This window comes from Sphingobacterium sp. UT-1RO-CII-1, assembly GCF_026711005.1.
In the GTDB taxonomy this organism is placed as follows: Bacteria; Bacteroidota; Bacteroidia; order Sphingobacteriales; family Sphingobacteriaceae; genus Sphingobacterium.
The window spans coordinates 171,536-194,332 of record NZ_JAPPVJ010000001.1 but is presented as its reverse complement, the minus strand read 5'-3'; the positions used below and the strand labels follow the sequence as shown (position 1 = coordinate 194,332).

The following is a 22,797-nucleotide window of genomic DNA, read 5'->3' as shown; positions in this document are numbered from 1 at the left end:
ACACTTATATAAATTTGTGGTTTGTGTCATTTAACTGGATTTATCAAGGGTTCTGGTAGCTTTTTTTTATCTTTGTGAAATGGCATCATTTGAAGATTTTAAATTGAACAAGCAGCTTTTAAATGCTATTTCTGAGGCAGGTTATGAGATACCTACAGAGATTCAGCAGAAAGCAATAATTCCCATTTTGGCTGGCCAAGATGTGATGGGGATTGCGCAGACAGGGACGGGGAAAACAGCTGCTTTCGTTTTGCCTATGTTAATGAAGTTAAAGTTTGCACAAGGGAATGACCCTCGCGCACTCATTTTATCGCCTACACGAGAATTGGCTATGCAGATCGAAGGAGATATTCGTTTGTTTTCCACTTATTTAGATTTACGTACGGTTGTGCTATATGGAGGTCTGGGACCTAAAACTCAGAAAGAAAATCTAGCAAAAGGCTGTGATATAATTGTTGCTACTCCTGGGCGGTTCCTGGATCTATATCTAGCAGGAGATATTAATACACGATCGTTACAGTTTTTGGTGATGGATGAGGCAGATAAAATGATGGATATGGGCTTCATTGGTAAAATTCATCGCATATTAGAGGTTGTACCCCGTAAGAAACAAAACTTGCTTTTCTCTGCAACGATGAGCGATTTGGTTCAAAAGATAGCAGGAGATTTTTTAGCCTTTCCGACTGTTATTGAAGTTACGGAACAAGCTACCCCTGCTACAACGGTGACGCAGAATTTGTATCATGTTCCTAATTTGAAAACCAAATTAAATTTATTGCAATATCTCTTAAAAGATGAAGAATCTTTTAGCAGGATTATTGTGTTTTGTAAAACAAGAGTTGTTGCCGATGAAGTTTATCGCTATCTAAGTAAACAGTTTGGTAAAGAGCATATTAGAGTGGTTCATGCTAATAAGGGGCAAAATACAAGAATTAACTCTATACAAGCTTTTAAAGAAGGAAGTATACGTGTTTTAGTAGCAACGGATGTCGCAGCTAGAGGTTTAGATGTGTCTAACGTTAGTCATGTTATTAACTTTGATGTGCCCATAGTTATTGAAGATTATGTACACCGTATAGGACGTACAGGGAGAGCATTTAATTTAGGAGACGCGATAACCTTTTGTAATCCAGCAGAGGAATATTATGTTGCTAAAATTGAAAAGTTAATCAGACAGACTATTCCTGTGTTAGATTTGCCTACGGAAGTTTTTGTAGAAAAGGTAGGTTTTGAAGAAAAGCAAGCAATTGCTCGTGAGATAGACAATCAAAAGCGAAAAGAGAATCCTGATTTTAAGGGGGCTTTTCATGAGAAGAAGCATGTGTATAATGCTGGTAAAAAGAAGGCGGTAAAGAAAAGTTTTAAAGGCATTAAAAAAAGATAGATGAAACTTACTCCTCTAAATATTGTTATTGCATGTTTTTTGACCTGGTGTGTGTCCGAGTGGGGAAATGATGACTTGGTTTTATCTTGGTGGAAATTAGCTTTATTTAGTTTGGCTCTATTGATTAGTGATATTTTACTACGTATCACTATAAAAGATGTAAAGAAGTTGTGGGCAGCGCAAATTGGATTTGTTTTGGTCGCCAGTATACTTATATTAATAATTAGAGTAGTTTTTAGTTGAAAATTGATATTTCGTAAATTACCGGTCTCAGTAGGTTTTTACGTGAATGATAAGTGAATTTTAGAAGATTGTAAAATGAAGAAAGCAGAAATAAAATTAAATGTGGTATTAGATGAACAGAATATCCCCGAAAGCATTGATTGGAGTTCGACAGATGGAGAAACTTCTGACTCAATGCCGGCAAAGGCAATGTTCTTGGCATTATGGGATGCGCAATATAAAAACTCATTGAGAATTGACCTCTGGACCAAAGATATGCCTTATGATGAAATGAAAAGATTCTTTTATGAAACATTGCAAACGTTAGGAGATTCTTTTTTACGAGCATCGGGAGGAGATCCTATGGCTGATAAAGTAATAGGTGACCTGCGTGATTATTGCGCACACTTTGGTGAAAAGATGGAGGTTTTGGAAGATGAACAGTAGACACTGAGATCATTGAGTTGACTAGTGAAAAATTAGTGTAAATAAGGTGTTGTCACTTTTAGAAAATAAAAACTAAATATGAATTATTTTTTAGTCAAGTCTGAGCCTTTTAAATATAGCTGGGAGCAATTTAACAAAGACGGAGAGACATTTTGGGATGGTGTACGGAATTATCAGGCCCGAAATAATCTTAAGGCAATGAAAAAAGGAGATTTAGTTCTTTTTTACCATAGTAATGAAGGAAAAGAAGTGGTCGGTTTAGCTAAGGTCGTGAAAGAATATTATCAAGATCCTACAACAGATGATGAACGTTGGGTAGTCGTGGATCTTGCACCGGTTGAGACATTTAAGAAGCCGGTAACGTTGGAAATGGTAAAGCAAGATGAATTGTTACAAGAGGTTGCTTTAGTAAAACAAGGAAGGTTATCTGTTATGCCTTTAAAAGAAGAAGAATTTGATAGAATTGTTGAATTAGGCAATTCCTAAATAATAAAGAGTTCCCACTTGAGAGAACTCTTTATATAGTTTTATGACTTATGATTAAAAGATTGAATCATATCTTTTAGACTTATAGCATCTTTTGGCTTTAATTTACCTGCAAGAATAAGACGTAGCTCTCGACGCTGGCTAGCTTCATTGTATAATTTCACTTCTTCATCGGATTCTGGAATCAGCTTAGGAACAGGTAGGGGCTTATTATGAGGATCGATGGCGACAAATGTATAATAGGCCTCATTTGACTTGTATACCGTTCCTTTAGGTAGGTTCTGGGCAAACACTTCCATCCTTACTTCTAATGAAGAGTTAAAAGCTCTTGTAACTTGTGCTTTTATATTAACCACTTCTCCTAATTTAACCGACCTTTGGAAAGAAACATTATCAACTGAAACTGTAACAACTACATTGTTGCAGTGTTTCTGTGCAGCCATCGCTGAACAAATATCCATCCAGTACAGAAGGCGACCTCCCATTAGATTACCAAAGGTATTTGTATCATTGGGTAGAACAAGTTCGTTCATTTCGGTAAAGGATTCTTTTGCAAATTTTGAAGACATGTTTATTAATGTTAAAATCTATGCTTTGTGTAATTGTTGTTTTATTATAGCAAAGCTTTCTTTAAGGGGGGTAGGGACATAGCTTAATTCTCGGTGAGCCTTATCTAATATAAAACTTGTTTTACGAGGTCTATTCTTGTCTTGCTTAAGGTGTTTCGCACTTATTTCTGTAATAAATGATGTGTCGAGCTCCCAAAAGTTTGCTACTGCATATATAAAATCACTTATTGATAAATTTTCACCTCCTGAAATATGTAATATACCCTGAGGCTGTCGGTCTACGGCGAGCTTACAGGCATTAGCTAAATCCTTAATAAAGGTAGGACTTCGCCATTGATCATTTACTACATTGATGTTTTTTTTCTCTGACAGCATGTTTTTTGCCCACGTTAAAATATTACTTCGTGAAGTGCTTTTTGGCAAACCATATATTAATATTGTACGTAAGACACTATAACTGATGTGAGCTTGTTCAAGAATAGCTTCGGCAGCTAATTTACTTGCTCCATATTCATTAACTGGTGCTGTTGGAGAATCTTCCTGATAAGGCCCATTGATCCCGTCAAAAACAAAGTCTGTCGAAAGTTGTATAACATAGGCATTTTCTTTTTTTGCGTACTCTGCAAGAGTTTTTACTAATTTTACATTTAACTCATCACACCCTTTTTTGTCAAGTTCACAGGCATCAACACTTGTTATTGCAGCTGTATTGATAATAACGTGAGGCCTTATTGTGTTTAGTAGTTCTCGAGCGTGATGAGTTTGCTTGAGATCTACCGACTGAAAAGTATACCCTCTTTTATTACTGTTTTTATTAATACTTTGAGAGGTCGCAAAAACATCATACGCTTTGTTGCTAGCCAATAAATCGGTGAGTTCTTGGCCAAGAAAACCATTAGAACCAGTTATTAATATACGTTTTTTCACTCTTTTAATTGGTAAATTGAAAATCCATTTTATCTTTTTGCTTCATGGTATTGTCAATAACCATGATTTCCAACTCGATGATTCCTTGCAAAGACGAATAATCTATTTTATCGGGATCATCTGTGGGCATATGGTAGTCAGGGTGTCCACCTGTGTGAAAAAATAGTACAGGGATATCTTTTTTGTAAAAAGATGTTTGGTCCGAACCTCCATTTCCATCGTGCCCTGTATAGTACTTTACAGGAGATTTTATTTCACTAAAAATATCGGGCCATTTTTTACTTGTACCATAACCTATAATAGCTACACCTTGCTCAGGGTTATAGCGTCCTATCATGTCCATGTTAAGCATGCATAATATGGAATTTAAGGGGATAGTGGGATTATTTGTAAAGTGTTTAGATCCTATTAGTCCTAATTCTTCTGCGCCAAACGCTATAAATAATATATTGTGATTTTCTTTGACGTTATTAGTGCTGTAGTGTCTAGCGAGTTCTAATAGGGCTGCTACTCCTGATGCGTTATCATCAGCGCCATTATGGATAGCTCCAACGCCTAAGGAGTCTTTAGAGCCTCCCTGCATCCCTTCACCTAGATGGTCATAATGTGCGCCTATTACAATAGTATATGGAGCTCCATTGTCAAGGTATCCGATTATATTTTCTGCTGTTCTTATACTATCCATAACCTGTACGCGACGAACACGTGCTTCAAATGCTTGTCTAAATTGCTTTGTACCTTTCGGAGTTAGTTTGTATTTTTCAAAATGTTTTTCAATATAATCTGCCGCTTGCTTAACCTCTTTGGAGCCAGTCCCTCTTCCTTTCATTTTATCATCTGCAAGATAATAAATATGTTTCCTTAGGTTGTCTTGGTTGATTTGTGCCCAAGTTAATTTAAATGGAATTATAGTCGTGATTAATAAAAATAGCGTATAGATGGTTAGACGATTTGATTTTTTCATTTTCAAAGATACTAATTTGGCTATAAAAATAAACCTCGGTTACGGGCCGAGGTTTATTTTTAATCTTCTAATACTTCACTATGTATACTCTCTTTTTCTTGATGTTCTTCTTTAAAATATCGTTTCTGAAAAATCAAAATTAAGAAAACACCTATTGATATTGCCGAGTCAGCGATATTAAAAACGGGGCGAAAAAATAGAAAATGTTCGCCACCCCAAAAAGGAAACCAATCTGGGAAGTTACCTTCAATTAATGGAAAATAAAGCATATCAACCACTTTTCCATGGAATAGGGAAGAATAACCTCCTTCTGTAGGGAACAACGCAGCTTTTTGATAATATGTACTTTCACTAAAAATTACACCATAGAATGTAGAATCAATAATATTTCCTAGTGCTCCAGCAAAGATAAGCGCGACATTTAATATAAATCCCCGATGGTATTTATGTTTAACCATGTAATGTATACCATAACCGATTCCTGCAACTGCGATAATGCGAAAAAGGGTTAAAAATAATTTTCCAAATTCTCCTCCAAATTCTAAACCATAGGCCATGCCGTTGTTTTCAATAAAATGAATTAAGAATTTATTTCCAATGACATTAAAGTCTTGACCTATGGTCATATTCAGTTTTATCCAGAACTTAGAAACCTGGTCGATGAGGAGAATGATTATAACTAGAAAAACGGGTTTTGTATAGCCTTTCATATAGATAAAAAATGGTCTTTGATGTAAAAGCAAAGACCATTTTATTGTTTTGTTAAATTAATACTGCTTATTTTTCGCTTCAATACTTAAAGTTGTGTGAGGAACAGCCTTTAACCTTTCTTTTTGAATAAGTTTTCCTGTCTCACGACAAATGCCATAAGTTTTGTTCTCGATACGAACTAATGCAGCCTCCAAATTGTCTATAAATTTCTTTTGACGTGCGGCTAATTGATTAATTTGCTCTTTCTCAAGAGTGGCAGAACCATCTTCCAATGTTTTATATGTTCCAGCAGTATCGTCGGTTCCATTGGCATCGCTATTACTTAGTGTTGATGTTAATGCTGTAAGCTCTTCTCTCGCAATACGAATTTTTTCAAGAATAATTTCTTTGAATTCCTGTAGTTCAGAGTCGCTATAATGTGTTTTTTCGTTAGTCGCCATACTTAATTTTTTTCAATTAATACATTTAATTTAATGCCGTCAATTTCAATTAAATCTCCTCCTGTAGCAATTGTGTCTACAATCTTTAAATTGTCAGCAAGTATTTCGGTGCAAATATACGATAAATTATCGTTGATAGCTTCTTGTATCCCAGTATTTTGTGTGATGCTTACGTTAATTCTATCTGTAACTTCGAAGTTTTTATCCTTTCTTAATGTCTGTATTCTATTAACAAGTTCACGTGAAATTCCTTCTTTTTTCAGCTCATCTGTTATATTAATATCTAAAGCAACGGTTAAACGACCTAAATTTGCTACCTGCCAACCTGCAACATCTTCTGCAATTATTTCCACATCACCTGTATTGATACTGTAATCTGTGTTGGAAAGCTGGAGTATACCTTCCTTTTCCAACTGTGCAATATCTTGCTCTTGCAACGACTGAATCGCGGAAGCAACAAGTTTCATATCTTTACCGACTTTAGCCCCAAGTGACTTAAAGTTAGGTTTTATTTTCTTTTTAATTATTCCGGTTGTATCGGTAATAAATTCAATCTCCTTAATATTTGTTTCAGAGAGAATAAGTTCCTTAACTTTTTCTATTTTCTCTTGGAAGTTGAGATCGAGAACCGGAATTAAAATTTTATTTAAAGGTTGCCTAACGTTTATGCTTGTTTTTTTGCGAAGAGATAATGTAAGTGAAGATATTTCTTGCGCTAGGGACATTCGTTCCTCCAGATCCTTGTCTACTAACTCTCCATTATAAACGGGGTAGTCTGCTAGGTGCACAGATTCGAAAGATTCTTTCTTTGTACCTTCATTTAAGTCTAGATAAAGATTATCGGAGAAAAATGGAGATATAGGAGACATCAGTTTTGCAATAGTATTTAAACAAGTATATAAGGTCTGGTAGGCAGATACCTTATCCTGACTATAGTCACCTTTCCAGAAGCGTCGACGACATAAGCGGACATACCAGTTACTTAAGTGTTCGTCTACGAAATTTTGTATCGCTCTGGCTGCTTTTGTGGGCTCATAATCTGCATAAAAATTGTCAACTTCTTTTGTTAAACTATTTAATAGGGAAATTATCCAGCGATCTATTTCTGGACGTTCTTGAATTGCAATATCAACTTCTTGGTACGTAAACTTATCGATATTTGCATATAAAGCGAAGAAGGCGTAAGTGTTATACAGGGTGCCGAAAAACTTTCTTCGAACTTCATCTAAACCTTCTATATTAAATTTAAGGTTGTCCCATGGAGCAGCATTACTAATCATGTACCAACGGGTCGCATCTGCACTATACTGTTCTATGGCAGAGAATGGGTCAACTCCATTCCCTAGTCTTTTAGACATTTTGTTTCCATTTTTGTCTAATACTAAGCCATTTGAGACAACATTCTTAAAGGAAACAGAGTCACAAATCATAGTTGATATAGCGTGAAGGGTAAAAAACCAGCCCCTTGTTTGGTCAACTCCTTCAGCAATGAAGTCTGCAGGGAATGCTTGTTGGAAGCCCTCTTTGAAGGGTAGATTCTCGCCTTTAGCCAACTTATCGTGATCTAATCCCCATTGTGCATAAGGCATAGCACCAGAATCAAACCATACGTCAATAAGATCTGGCTCTCTGTACATTTTTTGACCATTATCCGATACTAATATAATATCGTCAACATACGGTCTATGCAAGTCCAGTGCTTCGGTATCGAATTTGTCTAGGTATTGTTGGTTAATAGCTTTTTCTTCTGCAGTAAGTACGCTCGATGCTATAGATTCCTGTAAGACATTTTTTAGCTCAGGGAGCGAGCCTATGCATATTTCTTCATTTTCATCACTTGATCTCCATATCGGTAAAGGAGTTCCCCAATAACGAGATCGGGATAAGTTCCAGTCCACAAGGTTCTCAAGCCAGTTACCGAAGCGACCTGTTCCTGTAGCTTCCGGTTTCCAGTTGATTTCTTTATTAAGTGCAACTAATTTCTCCTTTACGGCTGTAGTTCGAATAAACCAACTGTCCAATGGGTAATAAAGTATTGGTTTATCTGTTCTCCAACAGTGTGGATATGTGTGCTCATATTTTTTAACGTCAAAAGCTTTGTTCTCTTCTTTTAGTTTAATAGCTATTAAAACATCTGTAGGTCTAAAGTCTTCTGCAGCACGCTCTTCGTTGCTATAATATTCCTCTTTTACATAAAGCCCCGCAAAGTCTGTAATAGCAGTTATAAATTTTCCTGTACGATCTACAGTTGGTACATCTTTTCCGTTCTCGTCTCGTACTAATATGGCTGGAATTTTATTTTCCTGACAGACTCTAAAGTCGTCCGCTCCATAAGTAGGGGCAGCATGGACAATTCCTGTACCGTCTTCAGTCGTTACAAAGTCCCCTGGGATAATGCGGAATGCTTTTTCTACTAATGCTTTATTAGTGATATAAGGCATGAGTTGTTGGTAACGTAGCCCTAACATTTCTTCTCCTCTAAACTTGGCGCTAACTTCCCACGGGATTACTTTGTCTCCTATTTTAAAATCTTGAAAAGATCCGTTCTCTCCTTCTTTTTTAAAATGTTTATAGAGTAGGTTTTTAGCTAAAACGACTGATACGGGTGTCCCTGTATATTGATTGAAAGTTTTAACTTTTACATAGTCAATGTTTTTACCAACTACTAAAGCTGTATTGCTGGGCAGTGTCCATGGAGTAGTTGTCCAGGCTAAAAAAGCGAGATCCTCATCTGTTGTATCCAATAAAGAGGACATTAATGGGTGAACCTGCTTCTTATCTAGACGAAATTGAGCGACAATAGTAGTGTCTTTAACATCCTGATAAGTTCCTGGCTGATTGAGCTCATGTGAGCTTAATCCTGTGCCGGCAGCTGGGGAATACGGCTGAATAGTATAGCCTTTATATAATAATCCTTTTTTATGCAACTCTTTTAAGAGATACCAGAGTGTTTCTATATAATTGGTTTCATAGGTGATATAAGGGTTTTCAAGGTCAACCCAATATCCCATTTTCAATGTGAGATCGTTCCAGATATCGGTGTATTTCATGACCTCTTCACGGCACGCCTTATTGTAATCTTCTACAGATATTTTATCACCGATGTCGACTTTAGTAATACCTAGCTTTTTCTCCACGGCTAATTCAATTGGAAGACCATGGGTATCCCAACCTCCTTTGCGCTTAACCTGGAAACCTTTTAAAGTTTTGTAGCGGCAGAAAATATCTTTAATTGAGCGGGACATCACATGATGTATACCCGGCATGCCATTAGCAGAAGGTGGACCTTCAAAAAACGTGTACGGTTTATTTTCCGGGCGGTTAGAAATACTTTTTTCAAATATGTTTTCTGACTCCCATCTTTTCAATATTTCCTTACCTATTTCAGGTAAATTTAATTGCTTGTATTCCTTGTACATCCGAATTCTCTGTTATTTTGTTAAAGGTCGCTAATTTAACGAAATTTAATTTAAGAAGAAATAGAGAAAACTATGGATTAAGTGTTATGAAGTGACTCGTACTTGACTTGTATAGGGAAGGATACCTAACTAAGAAAGGGAAACTGCTTTCAGTTGGTTATACTAATTAAAGGTAATACTTAGAATACGTGCTACCTTTAATTAGTCTTTTTTTTAAAAAATTAAGCGGAGAATGAGCTTCCGCAACCGCATGTGCTTGATGCGTTGGGGTTATTAAAAGTGAAGCCTCGAGCATCTAAGCCACTTCTAAAATCTATTTCCATGCCCGCTAAATAGAGACCATGAGCTTTGTGCATAAAAACACGTATGCCATTTATAGTATATTCTGTATCTCCTTCTTTTTTTTGATCAAAGCCAAGTATGTAGCTCATACCTGAGCAACCTCCGCCTTCAACGCCTAAGCGCAGACCAAAATCAGGACCTATTTCTTGCTGGTCTATTAACTTCTTAAGTTCGGTCACAGCCCCTTCAGTTAATGTTACAGGTGCTACTGTTATATTTTCTGTGCTCATTTTTCTTATTTAAAATTGTTAACTATGTTGCCCTCTGTTATGGAAGAATAATTGAATTTAAAAAGGCATTTACTACTCTAACAGATTTTGATAGCAATTATTATCAGCAAAATTACATAATTTTAAACATTTTTAGAGATAGTACTTTGTTTTTGACACGAATAAAACATTCATAAATGAGTAAAGAGTATATTGATTTTTTTTTAATGCTAGGAGCTGTGACATTAGGAATGTTACTGGGAGGTTTGCTGTTGTTTAAAATTATTTGGCCCAAGGTTGAATCTTATATTTTAAGATTAAATGCATTGAACCAGACCAGGGCTTCAACAAAAGAATTACAGAGACTAAAATGGAATGCTTATGAACGGATGCTTTTGTGGACGCATCGTGTTGAACCTAAGCAGGTGATGTTGAGAAAACACAATACATCTATTAATGTGCAGCAATTTAAACAATTATTGATCCAGGATGTGGAAGATGAATTTCAACATAATTTAACACAACAATTATACATCTCAGATATCGCTTGGCAATATATATCCGATTTGAAAAATAATACCATTCTTCTGTTTAAGAATGTAGAAGAGGGATTGAATGAGACTGCGGATGTAGATCATTTTGTTGCTGCGGTATTAGAACATATGAGTGAATTGCAAGAAAATCCTTATCTATCTGTGCGTAATATTTTGAAAAAGGAATTGAATTACTGATAAGAAAGGAGCTTGTATGGGCTCTTTTTTAATGATTTATATTATATTTGTAGCAAAAGTTAAAGAGTTTAAATCTTAATATAGAACAGCAATAATAAAATAATGGAAAGAGATCAGGTCGTTTTTAACCTAATAGCAGATGAACTTCAACGTCAAGAGGAAGGTATTGAATTAATCGCTTCGGAAAACTTTGTTAGTAAGCAAGTGATGGAAGCTGCCGGTTCGGTGCTAACAAATAAATATGCAGAAGGACTTCCTGGGAAGCGTTATTATGGAGGGTGTGAAGTCGTAGATCAGATTGAAAATATAGCAATTGATCGTGCAAAGAAATTGTTTGGAGCAGAATGGGTGAATGTACAACCGCATTCTGGAGCCCAGGCAAATGCTGCAGTTTTCTTAGCAATTGCAAAACCGGGAGATAAGATATTAGGATTTGACTTGGCACATGGGGGGCATTTAACGCATGGCTCACCTGCAAACTTTTCAGGAAAGCTATATGAACCATTGTTCTATGGAGTAAAACAAGATACTGGATTAATTGATTATGAGCAGTTGGAAGAAACCGCTCTGAAAGAGAAACCGAAAGTGATAATATGTGGTGCATCTGCGTATTCACGCGATTGGGATTATGCACGTATTCGTAGTGTAGCTGATAAAATAGGAGCTTTAGTATTAGCGGATATATCGCACCCTGCTGGTTTGATCGCGCGTGGATTGTTAAATGATCCAATGCCGCATTGTCATATTGTGACTACAACGACACATAAAACACTAAGAGGACCAAGAGGGGGGATGATTATGGTTGGGCAGGATTTTGAAAACCCATGGGGCATTAAAACGGCAAAAGGTGAAATCCGAACGATGACACAATTGTTAGACTTGGCTGTGTTTCCGGGTATCCAAGGAGGACCACTAGAACATACTATCGCTGCAAAAGCAATTGCTTATGGCGAGGCTCTGTCTGATGATTACTTGTCTTATATTAAACAAGTGAAATCTAATGCAGCAGCATTAGCTCAGTTTTTTGTGGAACAAGATTACCAAATTATTTCCGGTGGTACCGACAACCACTTAATGTTGGTAGATCTGCGTAATAAAGATATTTCAGGAAAAGATGCAGAAGCGGTATTAGGTAAGGCAGGAATTACGACAAATAAAAATATGGTTCCTTTTGATACACGTTCACCTTTCGTTACCTCAGGGGTTCGCTTCGGAACAGCTGCAATTACTACGAGAGGTGTTAAAGAAAAGGAAATATTACAAGTGGTAGAATTGATCGATGAGGCTATCAAAAATAGAAATAATGATGCTACATTAGCTAAAATTCAGTTAAAAGCTAAAGAAATAATGGCACAGTTTCCTTTGTATAGTTAAACACGGAAATGGTCTACTAGCAAAAAGCCTCGTTAAAAGTAACGAGGCTTTTTGCTATAAAAGATAGTTAACCTTGATTGTGAATAAATGTTAAAAACGTTGCTCTTAGTTTGAATAATCAATATTTTTCTTTTCATTTGATATACAAACAAAAATAAAGCGCCTATAGAACACAATTACTTTTAAAGAAATCAATTCAAATTAAATCGTGGGATTTACTATGAAAAAATTAGAAGAAAAAAGTGATCTGGAATTAATTCAGGCGTATATAGGTAATGATGAGCAGGCTATAGAAATTTTGTTGAATCGTTATAAATCTAAAGTATACACATCCATATATTTACAGGTGAAAGATGAACATTTAGCTGATGATATTTTTCAGGAAACGTTTATTAAGGTAATTAGAACATTAAAAGCAGGTCGCTATAATGACCAAGGAAAGTTTTTGCCTTGGGTAGTGCGTATTGCACAGAATATGGTGATTGATCATTTTAGAAGAGAGAAACGTGCACCTGCAATTGTAAGTAGTGATGGGTATGATATCTTTGAACTTTTACAGATAACAAGTGAAGATAGTGAAAGTAAAATGGTTCGAAAGCAGGAGCATTCAGATTTAACTAAAATTATTCAACTATTACCGGATGATCAAAAGGAAGTCTTAATCATGCGGCATTTCTGTGATATGAGTTTTAAGGATATAGCAGAAATCACCGGGGTAAGTATTAATACAGCTTTAGGTCGTATGAGATATGCGCTGAATAATATGAGAAAACTGATTGAGGAGAACAATATGATATTTCAATTGGGCTAAGCATGTTAGTTTATTTTTAAGGAATAGTATGTGGGGCATTTAGATTGTAACTTTATATGTTATGAAGCAACCGTTAAAAAGACACATTGTACTGCAACCCATCAGCCGGGAGCATCATCAAAGTTTATTGCTGTGTTGGAAGATTAAGAAAGGCTTAGACAAAGATGTGTCTATTACACGTATCTCTGCTTATTTAAAAGCAGTTTGGGAAAGTGACATCAAACCTCATTTTAAAAAGGAGGAAGTGTATGTTTTTCCTATTCTGGGGGCAGATCATCCGCTTGTAGGGAGGGCATTGATGGAGCATGAGCAACTTGAGATATTATTTGATAAAAAGCAGTATTCTCGGGATGAGTTGTTTGAAATAAGCTCTTTTCTGGAAAGGCATATTCGTTTTGAGGAAAGGACTCTATTTACTGAAATTCAAAGAGTAGCAACGAAAGAAAATTGGACACTTTTAGCAGAGCAGAATCAAGGTGAAGATTGTGAAATGCATTGGGATGACAAATTTTGGGCTTCCTAATTATTGATAGTACTATTACAGCTCTTAAAAACAAGCCGTTATTCCATAAAGTTGTGGTTTTTTTGCCTAAATAAAATATTCTTTTTTGGAAAATGGCTACATCAACGGCTGTGAAGCAGTTGCACACTAAGAATTCAATATGTTCATTTTTTTTTAAAACACATATGTAATAGTGTCAGTATAATCGATTAAAAAAGTTTGGTTTATGACAATTTGAGTGTGTTTTACTATATTTATATAGTTGTTTTAAATATGGAATGTGAATTGATATACATATATCAATATTAAAAAAAGGAAAAATAGAAATATGGGATTATATTGGATAATTTTTATTGGTATTGCACTGATTAGTTGGATAGTGCAAGCGAGGTTTAAAAGTAAGTTTAAGAAATACTCTGAAATGCCACTGACTTCGGGCATGTCTGGAGCGGAGGTTGCACAAAAAATGTTGCATGACAATGGAATTTATGATGTGCAGATTTTTCAGGCTAATGAGGGGCAATTGTCGGATCATTATAATCCAGCAAATAGATCTGTTAATTTAAGTGCCGAAGTTTATCATGGGCGCAGTGTGGCTGCGGCTGCAGTAGCTGCTCACGAATGTGGGCATGCGGTGCAACATGCTACGGCTTATTCTTGGTTGCAATTCAGGTCTGCAATGGTGCCGATTGTTAGTGTAGCATCTCGTATGACCACTTGGGTACTGATGATTGGTGTGGTTATGATGTTTTTTAATAACCCGTGGGTATTAGCGGTGGGGGTAGGAGCATTGTTCTTAACAACATTATTTTCATTTGTTACTTTACCTGTAGAGTTTGATGCTTCTGCTAGAGCATTGGCTTGGTTAAATTCTGCAAACATTACTCACACTACTGAAGAACATGATGGGGCTAAAGATGCTTTGAAGTGGGCTGCTATGACCTATGTTGTTGCCGCCTTATCTGCTTTGGTTACTCTTTTATACTACGCATATATTTTATTTGGTCGTAGAGATTAAAAAAGATACATAGATGAAATAAAAAATGCGGTCTGTAATTAGATCGCATTTTTTATGGGTTGAATGTATAGATGCTTTCGCTTGTATTTTGTAACTTTGCCACATCTATATTAGATTGTTATAATATAAATAACAAAGAGCAGCTAAAAATTGTTTTTTTGTTTTTAATAAAGAATAGAAGGGACAGTATACCCACTCAAAATTATTTTACGTTTTAAGCCATGTTTCAAAATTTACAGGATAAGTTAGATAGAGCCTTTAAAGTATTAAAAGGACAGGGGAGCATTACGGAAATAAACGTCGCTGAGACGATGAAAGAAATTCGTAAGGCACTGTTGGATGCCGATGTGAATTATAAGACCGCAAAAACCTTTACAGATGAAGTAAGGCAAAAAGCGTTAGGAGCAAATGTTTTAACCAGTATTTCTCCAGGTCAGTTACTGACTAAAATAATGAATGATGAGTTGACAGCGCTCATGGGAGGGTCTGTTACTGATTTAGAACTTTCTAAAAATCCAACAGTTGTTTTAATAGCCGGTTTAAACGGAGCAGGTAAGACAACTTTCTCCGGTAAACTTGCAAATTATTTAAAAAACACGAAAGGTAAAAAGCCTTTGTTAGTTGCTGGTGATGTGTATAGGCCAGCAGCAATTGATCAATTAGAAGTGCTTGGGGGGCAGGTAGGAGTTCCTGTATATGTAAATAGAGGTTCATCAGATCCAATCGCTATTGCACAAGAGGGGGTTGAAGAAGCTAAACGTAATGGTAATAATGTTGTTATTATAGATACTGCAGGGCGACTGGCTATTGATGAAGCATTAATGACTGAGATCACGGCAGTAAAGGATGCTACAAAGCCTCAAGAAATTCTGTTTGTAGTGGATGCTATGACAGGACAGGATGCGGTGAATACAGCAAAAGCGTTTAATGATCGTTTAGATTTTACTGGGGTAGTTCTTACTAAATTAGATGGAGATACGAGGGGAGGAGCTGCATTATCAATTAAATCGGTTGTTGATAAGCCCATTAAGTTTATAGGTACGGGGGAAAAAATGGAAGCATTGGATGTCTTCCACCCAGATCGTATGGCTTCCCGTATTTTAGGAATGGGAGACGTTATTTCTTTAGTTGAGCGCGCACAACAGCAGTTTGATGAGAAGGAAGCAGCAGAACTTCAGAAGAAAATACGTAAAAATAAATTTGATTTTAACGATTTCAAAAGCCAGATACAGCAAATTAAAAAAATGGGGAATATGAAAGACCTTATGGGTATGATTCCTGGTGTTGGTAAGGCTTTAAAAGATGTTGAGGTTGATGATAATGCCTTTAAACCTATCGAGGCTATTATTGATTCAATGACTCCGTTTGAGCGAGAAAATCCGGATGCTATTGATACCAAACGTAGAAATCGTATTGCAAAGGGCTCGGGAACTGACATTAATGAAGTTAATAAATTAATGAAGCAATTTTCCGATATGCGTAAGGTGATGAAGCAAATGTCTAATCCCGGTATGGCGGCAAAAATGATGAGAAATATGCCAAAAATGCCAGGTAAGCCTTTTTAATAGTTCTCTAAGATACTAAATAAAAAGGGGGGCTATATAGCCCCCCTTTTTATTTAGTAAATCTTTAATTAACTTTATTGGTAATATTTAGTAATTTTGTATTATGGATGATCCTGCGCAGCTTTCAGAATATGGTAACATACTATTAATTATTATAGTAGGTATTCTGTTGGTATGTTTAACTATGCTGTTAGCAAAGGTTATTTCTCCCAATAAACCAAATGCGGAAAAATTAAGTACTTATGAATGTGGGGAAGAACCCACAGGTAGTGCTTGGATTCAAATTAATCCTCGATTTTATGTTTTAGCTTTAATTTTCTTGTTATTTGATGTCGAGCTGATATTTGTATTCCCTTGGGCGACAGTCTTTGGAAATGCTGACTTTATAGCTAGAGATAATCGTTGGGGGTGGTTTACTTTGATTGAAATGGCTATTTTTATAGGTGTTCTAGTCGTTGGTTTAATATATATATGGAGGCGTGGTGATATTGCATGGATTAAACCTAATGTTATTAGCCCGGCTATATCAGTCGGTATTCCTACAACTGCTTATGATGATTTAAACAGAAAGAAGTATAACTTACAAAGTTTTAAAATAGAGACTGTACCTGAACAGGGTGAAAAAAAACAAGGTTTTAAACAGACAGAATCCGTTCCCCTAGGATTTCGACCTAAATTTAAAAAATCAAATTAGAATTTATGAATGGATTGCAGCATCAAGAGCAAGGCGGTGTCATAATTGCTAAGATGGATGATTTGCTGAATTGGGCTCGATTATCTTCCATGTGGCCTATCAGTTTTGGAATAGCCTGTTGTGCAATTGAAATGATGGGAGCTATGGCCTCTACATACGATTTAGATAGATTTGGGGTGTTCCCAAGACCGTCTCCCCGCCAATCGGATGTCATGATAGTAGCTGGAACTGTCACATTTAAAATGGCTGATAGGATAAAGAAGCTATATGAACAGATGCCTGATCCTAAGTATGTAATATCTATGGGCTCTTGTTCTAATTGTGGGGGGCCGTATTGGCAACATGGTTATCATGTTGTGAAAGGAGTAGATAAAATTGTACCAGTAGATATATACGTACAAGGATGTCCTCCACGTCCGGAATCATTGATAGGCGCCTTCTTAGAACTGCAAAATAAAATAGAAACAGAAAGTATTTTACATGATAAGTTCTTTTCTGAAAATATGGTTTAATAGATTGAACCTGTAAATATTTGTGGTTTTATATAAAAAGCACGAAATGAAAGTTACTTGCCTTATGTAGGCTAATTGTATATAAATTTAATTTTTTTTTAATAATATGGCCAAAGATTTTTATGGCGAATTACGTTTGGGTATTCTTGGAGGCGGACAGCTTGGTCGCATGATGATTCAGGAAGCGATAAACTATAATGTAAATGTGCATGTATTGGATCCGGATAAAAATGCTCCGTGTCGTAAATTATGTGATCATTTTGAGTGCGGCTCACTTAGTGATTTTGAAACTGTTTATAATTTTGGAAAAGATTTAGACATGATCACCATTGAAATAGAAAAAGTGAATGTAGATGCTTTGGAGAAACTTGAAGATGAGGGCGTCCTTGTTTACCCACAGTCGCGTGTGATACGGTTGATTCAGGATAAAGGTCTTCAAAAACAGTTTTTTAAACAAAATGATGTTCCTACAGCAGCTTTTCAATTGATATCTACGAAAGAAAACCTTTATGAGACGACTTTAGTGTTTCCTTTTATCCAAAAGTTGAGAAAAGATGGGTATGATGGTAAAGGGGTCAAGCGAATTGCTAAAAGAGAGGAGATAGAGAATGCATTTACCGAGCCTTCTTTGGTTGAAGAGTTGATTGATTTCGAAAAGGAAATTGCTGTAATAGTTGCACGTAATGATAGAGGGGATATTAGTGCGTTTCCGATGGTAGAAATGGAATTTAACGAAACGGCAAACCTAGTAGAGTTTCTGATATCACCATCTACTTTAGCATTTGAGATACATACTCGTGCAGAGGAAATAGCAAAAAAAATTGCAGAAGACTTGCAGATTGTTGGTATACTTGCTGTAGAGATGTTTTTGACAAAAGAAGGAGAAATACTTGTTAATGAGTTAGCTCCAAGGCCTCATAATAGCGGTCACCAAACGATAGAAGGAAATGTCACATCACAGTTTGCTCAGCATTTACGAGCTATTTTCAACTTACCTTTAGGATCAACACATGCTAAAAGTAATGCAGTAATGATTAACCTCCTAGGAGAAGAAAAGTATGAAGGCTTAGCAAAATACGATGGTGTGGAAGAAGTTTTGGCTGTGGAAGGGGTCTATGTACATTTATATGGAAAGAAGTATACAAAACCTTTTCGTAAAATGGGACATGTTTGTATTATTAATGACGATCGAGAATTGGCGATTAAAAATGCAAGGTGGGTGCAGGAAACGCTAAAAGTAAAGGCTTAATACTTTTGGGGCAATTTGTCTGATTAGTTGTGAAAATTATTGTATAAAGTTATTTTAATAAAATGATAGAGGAAAATAAAGTACTCGTAGGTGTGATTATGGGAAGCAAATCGGACTTACCAGTTATGCAAGAGGCCATTGATATATTGAAAGAGTTAGGTGTCTCTTTTGAGGTTTCCATCGTTTCTGCTCACCGCACACCGGATCGTATGTATTCATATGCTAAGACCGCAGAAGATCGGGGATTGAAGGTTATTATTGCAGGAGCAGGAGGAGCTGCGCATTTACCAGGTATGGTTGCGTCGATTACTCACTTGCCGGTTATTGGTGTGCCAGTAAAATCAACTAATTCAATTGATGGCTGGGATTCTGTGTTGTCAATTCTACAAATGCCTAATGGTATCCCTGTGGCTACTGTAGCATTGAATGCTGCTAAAAATGCAGGCATTTTAGCAGCTCAAATTGTTGCTAGCTTTAATATAGATGTCGCAAATAATATAAAGAAATTTAAATCCTCATTAGCTCAAAAGGTTAACGAAACTGCAAAAGAAGTTGAGAATATGAGGTTCTAACAAAGTAAAGGAGCAAATAGAACAGCTCCTTTTACTTTGTTAAAAACTCCTGTACGTATTTGTAACTTTTCTTAATACTCTCAAATTTGTTAGCGATATAAATATCATCTTGTTCAACAAAAGCATGTTTTAAACCTGCTTTTTCTGCATAAGTTGAGATGTTTTTAAAATCTATTGCTCCTGCCCCTACTTCTGTATAGCGGATTTCTTTCATTATATCTTCTAATCCCACCTCTTTAAACTCTTCGTCTAAGATTGATTTTGTATATTGTCTGTCCATATCTTTGATATGCCATAGTGGAAAACGACCAGGGTACTTTTCAAAATATGATTGTGGACTTAGTCCGGACTTTTCCGTCCAAAATAAATCGAGTTCGAAGTCTACTAAATTAGGTTCAGTAAATGCAAGTAAGATATCCAGCCCCTTAGTGCCATTTGCAAAACTCCTGAATTCCCAAAAGTGATTGTGATAGCCAATTTTTATGCCTGCTTTTTGAGACATTTCTCCCGCTTTGTTTAATTGCTCGGCAGCATATTGATAATCTTCCACGGTTAAGGCGTTAATATCATCCATAGCTGATACAGGAGCAATAATATAGGTCTGTCCTAGCTTGTGTGCTGTTTCAATATAGCGTTCTATACTATTTTTATCTGTTTGATGTCTGCTTAAATAATTTGCCATATCGTAGTGCCCGCTATGGCTCTTCAGGTTATTATCCGTTAATATTTTTTTCAAATCATCAACATTGAGATCCCAAAAACTATGTTTTTCGAGATCAAAACCAAAAGTTTCTACATGGTTATATCCAATTTTAGCTATAGTTTCTAACGTCTTTACTGGATCTTGCGTTAGTAAATCTCTTAATGTATAAAGCTGTAAACCAATATTGTGAAATGGACTGCTCCCTTTGCTATTATTTTCACAAGAAAATAAATAAGGGCTTAATAAAGCTCCTGAAATTCCTATGCCGGCTTGCTTTATGAAAGTTCTTCGACTATTTTTCATTTCTTTTTATTTAAAATTGGTAATATAATAATTAATGAAAATAAGCATAATTTATAAATGAAAAAAGGATTCAAATTAAAGAATCCTTTTTTCATTTATAAAACAGTAGTAAAAATTTATACTGTCATTATATCTTTCTCTTTTAACTCTGTCAATTGGTCTACTTTTGCGATGTAAGTATCCGTTAATTTTTGCACTTCGGCTTCGCCTGATTTGATTTCATCTTCAGAGACACCGTCATTTTTTAATTTTTTGATAGATTCATTTGCATCCTTTCTCATGTTACGTATTGCTACACGGCCTTTTTCAGCTTCTTCTCTCACTTTTTTAACAAGATCACGACGTCTTTCTTCCGTCAATGGAGGTACTGCTAAGCGAATAATAGAACCATCATTCTGCGGGTTTAAACCTATATTAGAATCTATAATAGCTTTTTCAATTGCACCTAACATGTTTTTCTCCCAAGGCTGAACAATGATAGTCCTTGCATCAGTGGTATTAATATTGCTAATTTGAGAAAGTGGTGTCATACTTCCATAATAATCCACAAATATGCCATCTAACATAGATGGAGTTGCTTTCCCAGCTCTAATTTTCGTTAACTCAGATTCTGCATGGGTAATAGCTTTTGACATATTTTCATTGCAGTCTTCCAGTTCTAAAGAGATTAGTTCATTCATATCTTTATTGTTTCTAAATATGCTGTAATCTAACTTACTATTGTTCCAATATGTTCGCCACTAGCTAATTTTTTCAAATTTCCCGGCTTATTCATATCAAATACAATTATTGGTAGCTTGTTTTCTTGGCATAATGTAAAAGCAGTCATGTCCATTACATTTAAACCCCTTTCATAAACCTCCTGAAAAGAAATATTGTCATAGCGTTGTGCTGTAGCATCTTTTTCAGGATCAGCAGTATATATGCCGTCCACACGGGTGCCTTTTAATACGGCATCAGCGTTAATTTCTATCGCTCTTAAAGATGCAGCTGTATCTGTCGTAAAATAAGGATTACCAGTCCCTGCACCAAATATTACAATTCTTCCTTTTTCCAAATGTCTTACTGCTCGGCGACGGATAAATGGTTCACATATTTGTTCCATTTTAATCGCTGTTAATAGGCGGGTCTTAAGACCTATTTTTTCTAAGGCGTCTTGTAAGGCCATACTATTGATAACAGTAGCAAGCATCCCCATATAATCTGCTTGTACACGATCCATCCCAGATTTTTCTGCACTTAAGCCTCTATAGATATTACCACCACCTATAACTATTGCAATTTCCAATCCTTCTGAATGGATTTCTTTAATATCATTTGCATACTGTGCAACACGATGAATGTCAATTCCATAGCTTTGTTCCCCCATTAAGGCTTCTCCGCTAAGTTTGAGTAAGATACGTTTATATTTCATGTTTGTTTCTTTGGAATGCTTCCAAAAGCCAAAGATAAAACTTTTTTTGGGGCTTATTTGAATATATTATGCTTTTTTCGATGTCTTGAGAACTTCTTCATAGTAGTTTTCATATAAAGGAAGTATCTTTTCTATATCAAATTCCTGAGCACGTTGATAGGCTGATACTTTAAAACCCGCCAATCGTTCACAATCCTCTAAAATATGAATAGCATTTTTTGCCATATCATCCACATCCCCAATATCACTTAAAAAACCACTTATACCAGCTTCATTTAATTCTGGTAAACCACCTGTGTTGGTTGATATTACCGGCACGTGACAAGCCATAGCTTCAAGAGCAGCGAGACCAAAGCTTTCTGATGATGAGGGCATTAAAAACAGATCTGATACAGACAATATTTCTTCGATAGCATCTTGCTTTCCTAAAAAACGCACGTCTTGGCAAACCCCTAATTGCCTGGCGAGGTCTTCTGATTTCCCCCTTTCAGGTCCATCTCCTACCATGAGCAGTTTACTGGGAATAACGTCATTTATTTTTTTGAATATACGAATAACATCTTGTGTGTTTTTTACTTTCCTGAAGTTAGATGTATGTGTTATAATTCGCTCACTGTCAGGAGCAATAGCGCGTTTGAAATGTTCTCTCTTTTTATTGTGAAATCTTGAAAAGTCAATGAAGTTTGGAATAACTTTTATGTCACGTGTAATCGTAAAAGAATCCAATGTTTGTTGTTTTAAGCTCTCGGATACGGTGGTTACCCCATCAGATTGGTTAATAGAAAATGTTACCACTGGGCTAAAGCTTTTGTCTTTACCTACGAGTGTGATATCTGTACCGTGTAATGTAGTGATAACTGGTATGTGAATATTAGCAGATGCTAATATTTGTTTAGCGAGGTACGCAACAGAGGCGTGGGGAATTGCGTAATGAACATGTAACAAATCTAGCTTTTCAAACTTGACAACGTCTACTAGCTTGCTTGCAAGAGCAGACTCGTAGGGAGGAAAGTCAAAAAGTGGATATTGAGCGACGGCGACTTCGTGGTAATATAAATTTTCTGAAAAAAAATCAAGTCGAGCAGGTTGAGAATAGGTGATGAAATGGATTTCATGACCTTTTGAAGCTAGAGCTTTGCCTAATTCTGTAGCCACTACACCACTTCCCCCAAATGTTGGATAACAAACTATACCTATTTTCATTACTGTATTATAATTTAACTATTTAA

General features: G+C 36.0%; 25 protein-coding genes. 14 read left to right on the top strand and 11 right to left on the bottom strand.

Annotated features, from left to right (window positions below; translation table 11 throughout):
- The first annotated feature begins 79 nt into the window (after positions 1-79).
- The 4 genes from ORI89_RS00760 (at position 80) to ORI89_RS00745 (ending at position 2,539) form a co-directional block, all read left to right on the top strand.
- Complete coding sequence (locus ORI89_RS00760) at positions 80-1,384, top strand: DEAD/DEAH box helicase (protein ID WP_268228512.1); 1,305 nt, start codon at positions 80-82, stop codon at positions 1,382-1,384.
- Positions 1,385-1,627: a hypothetical protein gene (locus ORI89_RS00755; protein ID WP_268228511.1), complete on the top strand. Its 243-nt coding sequence runs from the start codon at positions 1,385-1,387 to the stop codon at positions 1,625-1,627.
- A 75-nt stretch (positions 1,628-1,702) separates the two neighbouring features.
- Complete coding sequence (gldC, locus tag ORI89_RS00750) at positions 1,703-2,053, top strand: gliding motility protein GldC (RefSeq protein ID WP_268228510.1); 351 nt, start codon at positions 1,703-1,705, stop codon at positions 2,051-2,053.
- Positions 2,054-2,131: 78 nt separating this feature from the next.
- Entirely contained in the window at positions 2,132-2,539 is a 408-nt protein-coding gene (locus ORI89_RS00745; RefSeq protein ID WP_268228509.1) for an EVE domain-containing protein, read from the top strand.
- Positions 2,540-2,580: 41 nt separating this feature from the next.
- Here the strand turns inward: ORI89_RS00745 and ORI89_RS00740 are convergent, their stop codons facing one another.
- The 7 genes from ORI89_RS00740 to ORI89_RS00710 all read right to left on the bottom strand — a co-directional run bounded on the left by ORI89_RS00740 (position 2,581) and on the right by ORI89_RS00710 (position 10,141).
- Positions 2,581-3,108 carry an acyl-CoA thioesterase gene (locus tag ORI89_RS00740; RefSeq protein WP_268228508.1) on the bottom strand — a complete coding sequence of 176 codons (528 nt, stop codon included), beginning with the start codon at positions 3,106-3,108 and terminating at the stop codon, positions 2,581-2,583.
- A gap of 18 nt (positions 3,109-3,126) precedes the next feature.
- Positions 3,127-4,035: an SDR family oxidoreductase gene (locus ORI89_RS00735; protein ID WP_268228507.1), complete on the bottom strand. Its 909-nt coding sequence runs from the start codon at positions 4,033-4,035 to the stop codon at positions 3,127-3,129.
- A 4-nt stretch (positions 4,036-4,039) separates the two neighbouring features.
- Positions 4,040-4,999, bottom strand: a complete 960-nt coding sequence (locus tag ORI89_RS00730) for a M20/M25/M40 family metallo-hydrolase (protein ID WP_268228506.1) — start codon at positions 4,997-4,999, stop codon at positions 4,040-4,042.
- Positions 5,000-5,058: 59 nt separating this feature from the next.
- On the bottom strand, positions 5,059-5,709 hold the full coding sequence (locus ORI89_RS00725) for a lipoprotein signal peptidase (RefSeq protein WP_268228505.1): 651 nt from the start codon (positions 5,707-5,709) through the stop codon (positions 5,059-5,061).
- 57 nt (positions 5,710-5,766) lie between these two features.
- Positions 5,767-6,150, bottom strand: coding sequence for a TraR/DksA family transcriptional regulator (locus ORI89_RS00720; protein ID WP_268228504.1), 384 nt, complete (start codon positions 6,148-6,150; stop codon positions 5,767-5,769).
- 2 nt (positions 6,151-6,152) lie between these two features.
- Positions 6,153-9,569, bottom strand: a complete 3,417-nt coding sequence (gene ileS / locus ORI89_RS00715) for an isoleucine--tRNA ligase (protein ID WP_268228503.1) — start codon at positions 9,567-9,569, stop codon at positions 6,153-6,155.
- Between the two features lie 221 nt (positions 9,570-9,790).
- The gene (locus tag ORI89_RS00710) at positions 9,791-10,141 is read right to left on the bottom strand and encodes a HesB/IscA family protein (protein ID WP_268228502.1); all 351 of its coding nucleotides are present in this window, start codon (positions 10,139-10,141) and stop codon (positions 9,791-9,793) included.
- 176 nt (positions 10,142-10,317) lie between these two features.
- Here ORI89_RS00710 and ORI89_RS00705 point away from each other — a divergent pair, with 176 nt between their 5' ends.
- The 10 genes from ORI89_RS00705 (at position 10,318) to purE (ending at position 19,148) form a co-directional block, all read left to right on the top strand.
- Entirely contained in the window at positions 10,318-10,851 is a 534-nt protein-coding gene (locus ORI89_RS00705) for a DUF7935 family protein (RefSeq protein WP_268228501.1), read from the top strand.
- Positions 10,852-10,953: 102 nt separating this feature from the next.
- Positions 10,954-12,225 (top strand): serine hydroxymethyltransferase, encoded by a 1,272-nt coding sequence (glyA, locus tag ORI89_RS00700; protein ID WP_268228500.1) that lies wholly within the window; start codon positions 10,954-10,956, stop codon positions 12,223-12,225.
- A 220-nt stretch (positions 12,226-12,445) separates the two neighbouring features.
- Positions 12,446-13,036, top strand: coding sequence for an RNA polymerase sigma factor (locus ORI89_RS00695; protein WP_268228499.1), 591 nt, complete (start codon positions 12,446-12,448; stop codon positions 13,034-13,036).
- Positions 13,037-13,097: 61 nt separating this feature from the next.
- A complete protein-coding gene (locus tag ORI89_RS00690) occupies positions 13,098-13,559 on the top strand; it encodes a hemerythrin domain-containing protein (protein WP_268228498.1) in 462 nt (153 codons plus the stop codon).
- A 307-nt stretch (positions 13,560-13,866) separates the two neighbouring features.
- Positions 13,867-14,556, top strand: a complete 690-nt coding sequence (locus ORI89_RS00685; protein ID WP_268228497.1) for a zinc metallopeptidase — start codon at positions 13,867-13,869, stop codon at positions 14,554-14,556.
- 221 nt (positions 14,557-14,777) lie between these two features.
- Positions 14,778-16,121, top strand: a complete 1,344-nt coding sequence (gene ffh, locus ORI89_RS00680) for a signal recognition particle protein (protein ID WP_268228496.1) — start codon at positions 14,778-14,780, stop codon at positions 16,119-16,121.
- 103 nt (positions 16,122-16,224) lie between these two features.
- On the top strand, positions 16,225-16,815 hold the full coding sequence (locus tag ORI89_RS00675) for an NADH-quinone oxidoreductase subunit A (protein ID WP_268228495.1): 591 nt from the start codon (positions 16,225-16,227) through the stop codon (positions 16,813-16,815).
- Positions 16,816-16,820: 5 nt separating this feature from the next.
- Positions 16,821-17,327, top strand: a complete 507-nt coding sequence (locus tag ORI89_RS00670; protein WP_268228494.1) for an NADH-quinone oxidoreductase subunit B — start codon at positions 16,821-16,823, stop codon at positions 17,325-17,327.
- Positions 17,328-17,433: 106 nt separating this feature from the next.
- Entirely contained in the window at positions 17,434-18,576 is a 1,143-nt protein-coding gene (locus ORI89_RS00665) for a 5-(carboxyamino)imidazole ribonucleotide synthase (protein ID WP_268228493.1), read from the top strand.
- 62 nt (positions 18,577-18,638) lie between these two features.
- Positions 18,639-19,148, top strand: a complete 510-nt coding sequence (purE, locus tag ORI89_RS00660; protein ID WP_268228492.1) for a 5-(carboxyamino)imidazole ribonucleotide mutase — start codon at positions 18,639-18,641, stop codon at positions 19,146-19,148.
- 31 nt (positions 19,149-19,179) lie between these two features.
- On the opposite strand, the gene ORI89_RS00655 is transcribed toward purE, so the two are convergent.
- The 4 genes from ORI89_RS00655 to bshA all read right to left on the bottom strand — a co-directional run bounded on the left by ORI89_RS00655 (position 19,180) and on the right by bshA (position 22,771).
- Positions 19,180-20,154, bottom strand: a complete 975-nt coding sequence (locus ORI89_RS00655; RefSeq protein WP_268228491.1) for a sugar phosphate isomerase/epimerase family protein — start codon at positions 20,152-20,154, stop codon at positions 19,180-19,182.
- Between the two features lie 116 nt (positions 20,155-20,270).
- Entirely contained in the window at positions 20,271-20,834 is a 564-nt protein-coding gene (gene frr / locus ORI89_RS00650; protein ID WP_268228490.1) for a ribosome recycling factor, read from the bottom strand.
- 29 nt (positions 20,835-20,863) lie between these two features.
- Positions 20,864-21,568, bottom strand: a complete 705-nt coding sequence (gene pyrH / locus ORI89_RS00645) for a UMP kinase (protein ID WP_268228489.1) — start codon at positions 21,566-21,568, stop codon at positions 20,864-20,866.
- Positions 21,569-21,634: 66 nt separating this feature from the next.
- Positions 21,635-22,771 (bottom strand): N-acetyl-alpha-D-glucosaminyl L-malate synthase BshA, encoded by a 1,137-nt coding sequence (bshA, locus tag ORI89_RS00640; RefSeq protein ID WP_268228488.1) that lies wholly within the window; start codon positions 22,769-22,771, stop codon positions 21,635-21,637.
- Positions 22,772-22,797: the final 26 nt, after the last annotated feature.